General features: G+C 36.8%; 12 protein-coding genes. 2 read left to right on the top strand and 10 right to left on the bottom strand.

Annotation, left to right across the window (positions count from 1 at the left end):
* Positions 1–42 precede the first annotated feature (42 nt).
* A complete protein-coding gene (waaF, locus tag ACQVD9_RS00845) occupies positions 43–1,074 on the top strand; it encodes a lipopolysaccharide heptosyltransferase II (RefSeq protein WP_264747021.1) in 1,032 nt (343 codons plus the stop codon).
* The gene (gene rfaC / locus ACQVD9_RS00840; RefSeq protein WP_264747020.1) at positions 1,075–2,142 is read left to right on the top strand and encodes a lipopolysaccharide heptosyltransferase RfaC; all 1,068 of its coding nucleotides are present in this window, start codon (positions 1,075–1,077) and stop codon (positions 2,140–2,142) included. It begins immediately after the preceding gene.
* Between the two features lie 27 nt (positions 2,143–2,169).
* Here the strand turns inward: rfaC and bfr are convergent, their stop codons facing one another.
* The 10 genes from bfr to mltB form a co-directional block, all read right to left on the bottom strand.
* A complete protein-coding gene (gene bfr / locus ACQVD9_RS00835; protein WP_264747019.1) occupies positions 2,170–2,634 on the bottom strand; it encodes a bacterioferritin in 465 nt (154 codons plus the stop codon).
* 232 nt (positions 2,635–2,866) lie between these two features.
* Complete coding sequence (lipA, locus tag ACQVD9_RS00830; RefSeq protein ID WP_264747018.1) at positions 2,867–3,844, bottom strand: lipoyl synthase; 978 nt, start codon at positions 3,842–3,844, stop codon at positions 2,867–2,869.
* Between the two features lie 242 nt (positions 3,845–4,086).
* A complete protein-coding gene (gene tdeA, locus ACQVD9_RS00825; RefSeq protein ID WP_264747017.1) occupies positions 4,087–5,457 on the bottom strand; it encodes a toxin/drug exporter TdeA in 1,371 nt (456 codons plus the stop codon).
* Between the two features lie 10 nt (positions 5,458–5,467).
* Positions 5,468–7,414 carry a MacB family efflux pump subunit gene (locus ACQVD9_RS00820; protein WP_413774185.1) on the bottom strand — a complete coding sequence of 649 codons (1,947 nt, stop codon included), beginning with the start codon at positions 7,412–7,414 and terminating at the stop codon, positions 5,468–5,470.
* Positions 7,411–8,583, bottom strand: a complete 1,173-nt coding sequence (locus tag ACQVD9_RS00815; RefSeq protein ID WP_264747015.1) for an efflux RND transporter periplasmic adaptor subunit — start codon at positions 8,581–8,583, stop codon at positions 7,411–7,413. Before ACQVD9_RS00815 ends, ACQVD9_RS00820 begins: the two co-directional genes overlap by 4 nt.
* A gap of 170 nt (positions 8,584–8,753) precedes the next feature.
* The gene (gene lipB, locus ACQVD9_RS00810) at positions 8,754–9,401 is read right to left on the bottom strand and encodes a lipoyl(octanoyl) transferase LipB (RefSeq protein ID WP_264747014.1); all 648 of its coding nucleotides are present in this window, start codon (positions 9,399–9,401) and stop codon (positions 8,754–8,756) included.
* Positions 9,401–9,673: an HP0495 family protein gene (locus ACQVD9_RS00805; RefSeq protein WP_264747013.1), complete on the bottom strand. Its 273-nt coding sequence runs from the start codon at positions 9,671–9,673 to the stop codon at positions 9,401–9,403. Before ACQVD9_RS00805 ends, lipB begins: the two co-directional genes overlap by 1 nt.
* Positions 9,674–9,682: 9 nt before the next feature.
* Positions 9,683–10,846, bottom strand: coding sequence for a D-alanyl-D-alanine carboxypeptidase family protein (locus ACQVD9_RS00800; RefSeq protein WP_264747012.1), 1,164 nt, complete (start codon positions 10,844–10,846; stop codon positions 9,683–9,685).
* A gap of 31 nt (positions 10,847–10,877) precedes the next feature.
* A complete protein-coding gene (locus tag ACQVD9_RS00795) occupies positions 10,878–11,846 on the bottom strand; it encodes a septal ring lytic transglycosylase RlpA family protein (protein WP_319804741.1) in 969 nt (322 codons plus the stop codon).
* Positions 11,839–12,837, bottom strand: coding sequence for a lytic murein transglycosylase B (gene mltB, locus ACQVD9_RS00790; protein WP_264747011.1), 999 nt, complete (start codon positions 12,835–12,837; stop codon positions 11,839–11,841). Before mltB ends, ACQVD9_RS00795 begins: the two co-directional genes overlap by 8 nt.
* Positions 12,838–12,845: the final 8 nt, after the last annotated feature.

The raw sequence follows: 12,845 nt of genomic DNA, 5'->3' as shown, positions 1-12,845 counted from the left end.
CTGGTATTATAAGCAAAATCCTGATGCAGATAAAAGTTACTAATGAAAATTCTAGTTGTTGGCCCTTCTTGGGTAGGTGACATGGTGATGGCGCAAACACTATTTATGTGTTTGCGTGAAGAACATCCAGATTGTGCTATCGATGTATTAGCGCCAGAGTGGAGTAGACCTATTTTAGAACGTATGCCAGAAGTACGAGAAGCGCTGTCTTTTCCTTTAGGGCATGGTGCATTAGATATTAAAATCCGTAAACAAATAGGGCGTTCATTACAAGGTAAATATGATCAAGCGATTGTATTACCTAATTCACTTAAATCTGCGCTAGTACCTTATTTTGCTAAAATTGCTAAACGTACAGGTTGGAAAGGGGAAATGCGGTATATCTTGTTAAATGATATTCGCAAACTCGATAAAACACTTTACCCTCTTATGATTGAACGTTTTATGGCGCTCGCTTATCCAAAAGGAGAGGTTTTAGTCCATCCTTACCCTAAACCTCATTTGGAAATTGATCCTACCTCTCAACAACAAGCATTAACTATCTTTAATTTGCAAAAAGATAAACCGATATTAGCTCTTTGCCCTGGTGCGGAGTTTGGTGAGGCGAAGAAATGGCCTGCTGAGTATTATGCTAAAGTGGCTGAAGATAAAATAGCAGCAGGTTGGCAAGTATGGATATTTGGATCTAAAAATGATTATCCAGTAGGTGAAACCATCCGTAATCTTTTACCGAATGAACAGCAAAAGCATTTATATAATCTAGCAGGGCAAACAAGTTTGGCACAGGCTATAGATTTATTAGCTTGTGTTAGTGCGGTGGTTACTAATGACTCTGGGTTAATGCATGTAGCTGCTGCTTTAAATCGTCCAATTGTGGCGGTATATGGCTCAACCTCACCGCAGTTTACCCCTCCGTTAGCTGACCAAGTAGAGATAGTTCGTTTAGGATTAGATTGTAGCCCTTGTTTTCAACGTACTTGTAAGTTTGGTCATTACAATTGTCTAAAGCAATTAAAGCCAGAGTCAGTCGAAACAGCATTGGATAAGTTAATTCATGTTAAACAGGTGGATTAGATGCGAGTTTTATTAATTAAAACCTCTTCGCTGGGTGATGTAATCCACACTTTACCTGCTTTAACTGATGCTAAAAGAGCAATTCCTGATATTCAATTTGATTGGGTGGTAGAGGAAAACTTTGCTGAAATACCCTGTTGGCACCCTGCGGTTAACGAAGTGATTCCTGTAGCTATTAGACGCTGGCGCAAGAACCTTTGGCAAACATGGAAAAGTGGCGAATGGAAAGCATTTAAGCAACGTATACGGGCTTATAAATATGACTTAGTGATAGATGCTCAAGGTTTATTAAAAAGTGCTTGGTTAACCCGCTATGTAAAAGCGCCAGTAGCAGGTTTAGATAAACAATCAGCTAGAGAACCAATGGCTAGTCGTTTTTATCATAATGCTTATTCTGTTGCTTGGGGACAACATGCTGTTGAACGAGTACGTCAGCTATTTGCACAAGCTTTAAATTATCCATTACCAGCAACATTAGGTGATTATGGTTTAGATCGCCAGCGAGTAATAGGAGATTTACAAGACAATGATCCTTACTTAGTGTTTTTACATGGTACTACTTGGGATACAAAACATTGGCCAGAATATTATTGGCGACAATTGGCAGAAATACTAAATAAGCAAAATATTGATATTAAATTACCTTGGGGCAATGAGAAAGAGAAGTTAAGAGCTGAGCAGATAGCAAAAGATTTAGTTAATGTGGAAGTTTTACCAAAATTAAATCTAAAAGGTATAGCGAGTGTTTTGGCAGCAGCTAAAGCTTGTGTAGCAGTTGATACTGGCTTGGGGCATTTGGCAGCAGCGTTGGATACTCCCACTATTTCTTTATTTGGCCCTACTAATCCTGAGTTGACAGGTTCTTATGGTAAAGATCAAATTCATTTAATCGGCAAGTACCCTGCTTGTATTCCTTGTTTAAAGAAAGAGTGTACTTATCAGCCTACTGAGCAGGATAAACAGCAATTTGATCTGAATAGAGAGTTACCTATTTGTTTTACACAGGTAAATCCACAACAAGTTATTAATCATTTATCCCCATTACTTAATAAAAAACCCATCGTTTAAGATGGGTTTTAGCAATTAATCGAAAAATTACACTTGGGATTGATGGTAATTTTCCAAACCCATCTTTTCAATTAAACCAAGTTGTTTTTCTAACCAGTAAGCATGGTCTTCTTCGGTATCTTTTAATTGATTACGGAGCATGTCACGGCTTACAAAATCACCTTTTTCTTCACAGAGTTTAATACCATCAACTAATGCTTGGCGTACATGTAGCTCTAATCGTAAATCAAACTCTAGCATTTCAGGTACAGTTGTCCCAATATTAATTTCATCAGGACGCATATTTGGTTTGCCCTCTAAGAAGAGAATACGTCGCATAATCTGGTCTGCATGATCAGTTTCTTCTTCCATTTCATGATTAAGACGTTCATATAATTTCTTAAAATCCCAGTCATCATACATTCTGGAATGAATAAAATATTGGTCACGAGCAGCCAGTTCACCTGTTAGTAGTTTATTTAAATAATCGATAACTTCAGGATTACCACGCATTTAGTCTCTCCTTAACGCTAAAGGAGCGTTATTTATTAGAAATTAATTTATACCATTGGTATTAAGTTTAGTCGTTATTTTTTTAAATTACCAGTAAATCAGACTAATTCATTAAATAAAGCTATGTTATTGTAAATGCAAATATTTATCATTTTTATTGCATTTTATTTAGACAGAAAAAAACGGGCTATTGATGTGGTTAAATAGCCCGTTTTTTATTAACTAAGGAGAATTAGCTTACTTTTTTACCATGTGCCTGTTGGTCTGCATGATAAGAAGAACGGACTAAAGCACCAGACGCAACGTTTTTAAAGCCCATTTTTTTGCCTTGTTCTGCAAACCATTCAAAGGTGTCTGGGTGTACGAAGCGTTGTACAGGTAAGTGATTTTTTGAAGGTTGTAAGTATTGGCCTAGGGTTAGCATATCTACTTCATGCTCCCTTAACCTTTCCATTACCTCAATAATTTCTTCATCTGTTTCACCAAGGCCTAACATTAAACCTGATTTAGTAGGGATATGAGGTACACGTTTTTTAAAGTTTTGTAGTAAATCTAATGACCATTCAAAATCAGAACCTGGACGTGATGATTTATATAAACGAGGTACAGTTTCCAAGTTATGGTTAAACACGTCAGGTGGTTCTGTTGCTGTAATATCTAAAGCAATCTCCATACGGCCACGATAGTCAGGTACTAACGTTTCTAGCTGTATAGAGGGTGATAATTTACGGATTTCTCTTAGGCAATCAGCAAAATGTTGGGCACCACCATCACGCAAATCATCACGGTCTACAGAAGTGATAACAACATAGCGTAAACCTAAATCAGCAATAGCAATGGCTAGATTTTTAGGTTCATCTGCATCAAGTGGATTAGGACGGCCATGTCCAACATCGCAGAAAGGACAGCGACGAGTACAGATATCACCCATAATCATAAAGGTTGCTGTACCTGAAGCAAAGCATTCACCTAGGTTAGGACAAGTGGCCTCTTCACAAACACTGTGTAAACGGTGCTTACGAAGTAATGTTTTAACTCTTTCCACTTCTGGTGTAGCTGGAATACGAACACGTATCCAATCAGGTTTTTTAGGAAGTTCAGTGGTAGGAATAACTTTTACAGGGATTCTAGCTACTTTATCAGCCCCCTTTAATTTAACACCCTGTACAGCTTTTTTAGGAGTGTTAGGTGATTCGCTTTGCATAGTCATAATTCAATTTCTTTATCTAAATGATTTATATAGATAGCATTAAATAAGATACATAAGGTTTATGTCTTGCAACATACCTAATTTTTATCCTATTTAGGGGTATCTATAATTTGCTTTGTACTATTATAGTCTCATTCTTTGAATTTGCTATTAGATAAAACTCTAACTTTTTATTTTGTAGTGATAAGAGAGAGTTATAAATTGGTTTACTTAAAAAAGGGTAGTTGTAACTACCCTTATTATTACTGTATGTGGTAGCGTCCAGCCATAGCTTTATAAAGCATATTTTCATATTGTATCAGTTTGTATCTGTTGTTGATTAGAGATATCTTTGAGTTAGTTTCAGTATTGAGGGCATTAAGCCAATCTGAAATTTCACCTGCCCCCTGTTGGTATCTATCATCATAATATTGGCTAATTTGCTGATCGTACTTATATTTTTCCTCAGTATTATCTAAAGTATCTTTAGTTCTAGAATAAGAGTAATAATAAGTATCTACCTCATTAAGTGCTGTGGTTAGGCTTTGCTCAAAAGAAAGACGTATAGACTCATATTCTGCTTCTGATAGTTTTATATTCCATCTTATTTTGTTCCATTGTAGAAAAGGCAGATCAATACTGACATTACCAGAGGCAAAGGGAACATTAAAGGCAGTGTTAACCTTATCAGAAGATGAATTAATAGCTGCACCTAGGGTAATGGTAGGATACCAGCTTTTATCTGTAGCTTGTTTATTGAGTGATGCTTCTTCCAGTCTATACTCAGCAGCTTTTAGATCAGGTCTATTAGCTAGCACAGATAATGGAACATTAAGATCAACCTCTGGTAAGGTTAAACCAAGCAGGCTAGGGTAGTTAATAGTGAGCTTATCTTCTGGCTTTAAATTTAATAAGTTTCGCAGTGTCTGTTCTGCAGTCTTTTGTTGATTTTTTAAGTCAATTAAATTGTTGTTAGCACCCAAAACAGACTGAGTTGCTTGTGCAGGGTCTAAAGCTGACACTTTACCATATTGGTATTTAAAGCTAACTAACGCACTAATTTGTTGGTAGTTCTTGATACTTTGCTCAGTAACAGCAATGGCTTCATTAAGGTAAACAAGCTGATAGTAAGCATCTACCACATTATTTATTAAACTTAGTCTTGCTGTTTCCAAATCTTGTACAGTGGCTTTATATTCCCATTCTTTAGCACTAGCTGTATCAGCTATTTTTTGCCATAAATCTAACTCATAACTTAAGGATAAGTTACCACCCACAGTTCTATTGCTATCACCACCTTGTTTGATATTTTTACTGGCTGAACCACTAGCTCCTCCAGAAAAACTAGGTACTAAGTCTTCACCTATCAGGTTGGCTTGGTAAAGGGCTTTATTAACATTAATAGCACTTTGGGCAAAATCAATATTATTGGCTAAGGCTAACTCAATCAGCTTATTAAGCTCATTATCACCATAGATAGTCCACCAATTGCTATCTATTTGGTAGCGATCTATTATTTGTTGAGTAAGTTGTAGCCTTTGTTGCAATTGTTGATCAGGGTTGTTAGTGGTAGCACAGCCCATTACAAGACTGGATAGGATAAGAGGTAGTATCAGTAGTTTAGTTGGTTTCATTGGGTTATCCTCAATCTCTGGAAAGTGCTTCTATAGGGTTGAGTTGGGAGGCATTACGGGCTGGCATAAAACCAAAAATAATACCAATCAGCGAAGAGCAACCTAACGCTAGGATGATTGAACTAGCAGAAAATGACATGGCAAAGCCAGTAACTAAATGGTTGAAAACAAAGCCTATTACGTAAGAAAGACTAATACCCAATAAACCACCTATTAAACAGATCAATACCGCTTCAATAAGAAATTGCTCTAGGATATTGTGTTGTCTTGCGCCTATCGCCATACGAATACCAATTTCTTTGGTACGTTCTGTTACAGATACTAGCATAATATTCATTACACCTATGCCACCTACTACTAGCGATATTAATGCAATACAAGAAATCAGCAGAGTCATTGTGTTGGTGGTGCTTTCTATGGTTTGTTTAATGCTGTCAGTATTTTGGGTAAAGAAATCTTGTGTACCATGCTTAACAGTAAGTAGTTTGGTTAAGTTCTTTTCTGCCACTTGGGAGCTTATATCATCTCTTACTTTTACCGTGATAGAGCTGATATAACGTTGCCCTGTAATTTTATTCATTACGGTGGTATAAGGTGACCATAAGTTAAGGCTGTCACTATTACCAAAAACAGTTTTTTGTTCTTTAGTTACACCTATTATTTCTAATGGCTTTTTATTAAGCACAACAACCTTCCCTATAGGGTTTTCGCCATTAGTAAAAAGTTTCTTCTGTGTATTAGGGTCAATAACAACTACGGAGCTGTTGTTTTGTACATCCTGTTTGTTAAAGAAACGGCCTTGTTTTATCTCTAAGCCTTTTACATCAAAGTATTGTTCACTTACACCGCTTAGTTGACCATTTACTGAGATATTACCATAGACTAAAACGCCACTAGCAGAGCTAACAGGGGTTGAGCTGGTCAAATAACTTTGCTTAGCTAATACATCAGAGTCATCTACTGTTAAGGTTTTAACTCTACCTGATCTCATATCACCAAAGCCTTTACCAGGATAGATATTGATAGTGTTAGTACCCATGGAGTTGATATCAGTTAGGATTTTTTCCTGTGAGCCACGGCCCAGCGCAACAACAGATACAACAGAAGCTATACCTATAATAATACCAAGCATAGTGAGCATAGAGCGCATTTTATGAGCTATGATTGCTTGTACAGACATTTTAAAAGACTCTATAAATTGGTCTTTATAGAACATAAAACTATTACGTTCTTTGGTTGGCTTGGCGGCCTCTGTTTTTACAATATCATCAGCTTTACGTTGATCACTGACGATAATGCCATCTTTAATTTCTATAACACGATTAGCAAAATTGGCAATATGCGCATCATGGGTGACTAAAATAATGGTATGGCCTTGTTTATGGAGGTCTTGCAAAATCTCCATGACCATTTCACCACTTTTAGAATCCAGTGCGCCTGTTGGTTCATCAGCGAGAATAATTTCGCCACCATTCATTAACGCACGAGCAATACTCACGCGCTGTTGTTGGCCACCAGAGAGTTCATTAGGTTTGTTTTGGGTTTTATCGCTTAATCCTAAGCTAGTGAGTATTTCCTTAGCTCGTTTGGAGCGTTGGTTGTAGTCTAAGCCTAAGTAAACAGCAGGCAGAGCCACATTATTTTCTGCAGTTAAAGTACTTAACAGGTTATAACGTTGAAAGATAAAGCCAAATTTTTTACTACGCATTTTGGCAAGTTCATTATGATCCATTTCTTCCGTTTTTATGCCATCGATAGCATAAGAACCAGAAGTAGGTGTATCTAAACAACCAAGCACATTCATAAGAGTAGATTTGCCTGATCCTGATTGTCCTATGATTGCAATGAAGTCACCTTTTTCTATCTCAAGGTTAATATCTTTCAGGATATGAACACGATTATTACCTTCTCCAAAATATTTATTGAGGTTTTTAACTTCTATCATTGTCATATTTATAACCTCATTCTGGTATTTTTACTGCTGGCGGCAGTTATTTCTGTACTAGCCATTTGGGCTGAAATAACCTTTTCACCTTCTTTAAGGCCAGAGATGATTTCTGTGTTCATACTGTCTGATAGACCTACCGTCACTTCTTTTTCTACTACCTTATTACCTGCTTCTAAAGTATAGACATAGTTTTTATCGCCAACTGTGTTGAGTGTAATGGTAGGTACTATGAGGACATTATCTTTACTAGCAATAGTGATAGTGTTTTGGGTGGTCATACCGATGCGTAGTGTACCTTCTTCATTAGGCACTACTAAATTACCATAGTAGTAAACAGCAGTACTAGAATCTGTGGTACCTGTATAAGTCCCAGCAGTTAACGTAGTTAGACCTGGGTCTAGAGTGTCTAGTTGGCCTTTAAAGATTTTAGTAGGTTCAGAAAGAATTGTATAAGTTACTTCCATACCAGGCTTTATTTTAGTGATATCTCCTTCAGAGATTTGCATCTTGATTTCCATTTTACTCAAATCAGCAATCTGTACTATTGTTGGGGTAGTTTGATTAGAGTTAACGGTTTGACCTTCTTCAACAGGTACAGAAACTATCGTACCATCAAAAGGAGCCACTATTTTGGTATAACCTAAGTTAGTTTCAGCTGTATTTACTGAGATTTGGGTTTGTATGATTAACGATTCTAAATCAGCAACATTTGCTTTGGCTGTTGCTAACGCGTCATTAGCACTGTCTAAATTTTCATCAGAAGTAGCATTTTTAGCTTTTAAGCTTTTTTCACGATTATATTTCTTTTGCGCAACGACTAAGGCTATTTTCTTAGCTTCTAATTGAGTTTTGTATGACTCTAATTTAGCTTTATTGATATTAAGCTCATTTTCTTGGGTAGTAGAGTCAATCTCTGCAATCATGTCACCTTTTTTAATCTGTTGCCCTAAGGAGACATAGAGCTTTTGTATTTGACCAGAAACTTGCGCACCAACGGTTACAATTTGTTTGGCACCTATTTCACCTGTGGTATTAACGGTACGTTTAATATTGCCGATAACTACTTTTTCTGTGAGATAGCTTATTTGTTCTTTTTTATTAAAAAAAAGAAAATAAATAGCAGTGACTATAGCTATTAATACCAATATAGAAATGGTGATTTTTTTCCCCTGTTTCATCATTACTCCCAGCAGTACAGATTAAGTTAAGGTAATGATACAAGAATATTTTTTGGAAATTTAAGGATTTACCAAAACCTTACCCATTCTTTACATTAAGTAATTTAATGTAAATTTATAAGTAATAGGATTATTCATTTTGAGATAAGAAAATGGATTGATAAGAGTATTTATTCTTTGACTGAAAGATAATTAACTTGGCTATAGGCTAGTTTGTTAACAAATTGTGCTATTACTCGTTTAATTAAATCATCAAAATCGACATCACCAATAAAATCACTTAATTGGGTCATCCGCATACCTGCATAACCGCAGGGATTAATACGAGAAAATGGTTCTAAGTTCATTTGAGCATTCAATGCAAAACCATGGAATGAAGCATTACGACGGATTCTTAAGCCTAATGAAGCTATTTTTGCATCATCTACATAGACTCCTGGTGCATCTGCTTTAGCATATGACTTAATACCATAAGAAGTTAGTAGATCAATTAAACTATTTTCGATAGCGGTTACTAGTGTTCTAGGGCCTAAATGGTGGCGCTTGACATCGATCATTAAGTAACCAATCAATTGACCAGGGCCATGATAGGTTACTTGCCCACCTCGATCTGATTGTACAACAGGAATATCACCTGGCATTAGCAAATGTTCTGCTTTACCTGCTGTGCCTTGGGTGAAAACAGGTTCATGTTGCAATAACCAAACCTCATCTTGGGTTTGCTCTGTTCGGTTATTGGTAAAATCTTGCATGGAGTGCCATACAGCTTCATAGGGCTGTATGCCTAACTCACGAATAATAAGTGAATCTGCACTCATTACAATACCATATGAACACGTCCTGTTGCCTTTAAGTCATCATGAATGGCTTGTAGCTGAGGAATACCTGTAGCTGTGATAGACATACGTAATGAGTGGTATTTACCATTGCTGCTGTATTGATCAGTGATGGTTGATTCATCAAAGTCAGGGGCATGTTTACGAATAATATCAACCACTAATTGCTTAAACTCATCATGGGCATCACCAATGACTTTAATGCCATAATTTTCACAAGGAAACTCAATTTTAGGTGGTTCTTGATTGGTCATAAATTCACCTTAGTTAAATAACCCTTTAAAGAATAATACAATGCTATCCCATATACGTTTAAAGAAACCACCTGGTTCTACAGTTTGTAAAGCCACTAAATCAGTACTATAAATAACTTGATTGTTCGCTGTTTTAATTTCTACTTTACCTACTACTTGTCCTGCCTTAACAGGAGCAATTAATTGTTTTGCTGTGGTTACTTGAGCATGTAAGCCTGTAAACTGATTTCTTAGCAATGTTAATGAAATATCTTGTGCTAAACCTGCTTGTACTTCAGAAGCAGCACCTTTCCAAACTTTTAGACTGGATAACTGATCACCTTTCTTATAGAAAGTTCTGTTTTCATAGAAACGGAAACCATAGGTTAATAGTTTTTGTGTTTCTTCTGCACGTGCTTTCTCGTTTGCAGTGCCAAATAATACTGCAATTAAACGTAGATCATTACGTTTAGCAGAAGCTACCATACAGAATCCCGCTTCTTCTGTGTGACCTGTTTTTAAACCATCTACTGTATTATCTCTCCATAGTAAAAGGTTACGGTTAGGTTGCTTGATATTGTTCCAAAGAAACTCTTTTTGGCTATAAATTGCATAGTGTGCAGGGTCTTCATAGATAATGGCTCTAGCTAGGATGCCCATATCATGTGCAGAAGAGTAGTGATCTGGGTTGGGAAGACCAGTTGCATTCATAAAGTGTGAGTTATTCATTCCTAGTTGTTGAGCAGTTTTATTCATAAGTTGTGCAAACACATCTTCACTACCAGCTAAGTATTCTGCAACTGCAACGCTAGCATCATTACCTGATTGAATAATAATGCCATGCAAAAGGTCTTCTAATGATACTTTTTTACCTACTTCAATAAACATTTTAGAACCACCAGTACGCCATGCTTTCTCACTGATAGTCACTAAGTCTGTAGGTCTAACTTGGCCTTTTTTCATTTCTAAAGTAGCCAAATAAGCGGTCATTAGTTTAGTTAAGCTTGCAGGAGGTAAACGTTGGTCACCATTATTATTAATTAACACTTGCCCTGTTGCAGCATCTATTAATACATAGGATTTAGCTGCTAGCTGCGGTGGTGCAGGGGTGATTTCTTGGGCATGAGCAAAGCAAGCACTGAATAGAAACGTGGCTGATAATGTAAAACGTTGGATAAATTGGGTTATTTTCATATTCTTCAAAATTAATTAGTGTTAATAAAAGTTAGTCTTGCTTAACGAGTGTTGATTGACCTAAGTTTGCTACACGAATAGCCTCTTGGGTTTTAAATGTTTCATGTTGATTAGGTAAAGGGCCTAAACGAACACGGTATAATTGTTGAGCTCCATGTAATACAGAGCTGATAAAAACAGGTACATCAGTCACTTTGACTAAGCGTTGTCTTAACAGTTCCGCAGCATCAGGATTAGCAAAAGCGCCTACTTGTAAGTAAAGCCCTTTTTGCGGATTATTGCTATCTGCAGTTGCATGTTGGTTTGCTGGTGGTTGGTATTCACTCACTGGCGCATTATCAACAGGTTGAGTGGTTACAGTGAGTGATGTTTGAGGTTTTTGCTGAGCAACAGTTGAGTTTTTGTTGTTGCCCCATTGTTGCGGATCAATGCTTTCAACTCTCACTTTGGCAGTACCTGTATCAGCATAACCTAGCTTTTTAGCTGCCGCAAAAGATAAGTCAATAATGCGATCTGAATGGAATGGACCACGATCGTTAACCCTTAATATAACACTGCGGTTATTTTCTAGGTTAGTTACTTTTACATAACTAGGCAATGGTAGTGTTTTATGGGCAGCTGTCATGCCATATAGATCATAAGGCTCACCATTAGCTGTGGCTTGTCCGTGGAATTTGGTGCCATACCAAGAGGCCATACCAACTTCTTTATAGCCTGTTGCAGAGCTTTTTGGGTAATAAGTTTTACCTAATACGGTATAAGGATTTTTTTTGTATGCCCCTGTATGAGGGGTGGGTGTGGCATCAGGAATATTAGATACATCTACATCCCACCATGGCGCACCATCTTTTAAAGGACGTACATATTGACCAGAGTGAGAAGTTTTAGCTACTTTTTGATAGCTGTCATCGTCTGTAGTGTCATTAGACTGACAGCCAATGAGCAATAAAATTAAGCCACTAACTGTGGTTAATTGGGCGATCTGTAAAAGTTTAGTCATTATTTAATTTAGTAGCCAATAGTTGTTCAGATAGTTGGTAAACAACTAATGAGTACATTACGCTACGATTATAACGAGTAATCACCTGAAAGTTATTTAAGCCAACCCAATATTCGTCACCTGCTTCACCATCTAGCTTAAATGCCATAACAGGGGTATTGTCAGGTATGGTTTTTGGTAGTGACCAACCTGCCTGCGTTAGTTTAGCAATTGTTCTATCTAATTCAAGCCCTGTAGATAGTACACTGGTAACTTTATCACCTGTTACTTTAGCCTGTACCACAACAGGTTGCTTAGATTGCCAGCCATGTTCTTTGAAATAATTAGCTACACTTCCTATAGCATCTGTGGGGTTGTTCCATATATCAATATGACCATCATTATCAAAGTCTACAGCATAGGCTCTAAAACTTCCTGGCATAAATTGAGCCATACCCATGGCACCTGCATAAGATCCTTTTAATGTTAAGGGGTCTAATTGCTCTTCACGGGTCATTAGTAAATATTCTTTAAGCTGTCTTCTAAAAAAATCACTACGAGGTGGATAATCAAAGCCTAATGTTGTCAAAGCATCCATGACAGGCCAACTACCCATATTACGACCATAGAAAGTTTCTACACCAATAATCGCCACAACTATTTGTGGAGGAACACCATAGGTTTTTTCTGCTCTTTCCAAAGCTTCTTGGTTATTCTTCCAGAAAGTTACACCTTCATTAACACGTTGTTTAGTCATGAAAATGGGGCGATATTCTTTCCATAATTTTGCTTTTTCAGCTGGTTTGGCAATCAAATCTAAAATGGCTTGTTGTCTTTTAACTTGGCTAAATAAAGCAGTTAGTTGTTCTTCAGCAAAACCATTATTTTCTACTAAATCCTTAGTAAATGTTTGAACCTCTGTAGATTCATTGTAATTATCAGCATAAGTTATAGGTGTTGCTGTTAATAACCATGCTAACAATGTATAAATTTTAGTGTGTTTATTTATCATGTACATTT

Source organism: Entomomonas sp. E7T21 (assembly GCF_058693955.1).
Note: the sequence above shows the minus strand (reverse complement) of the source record. Positions and strands in the feature narration are given on the sequence as shown.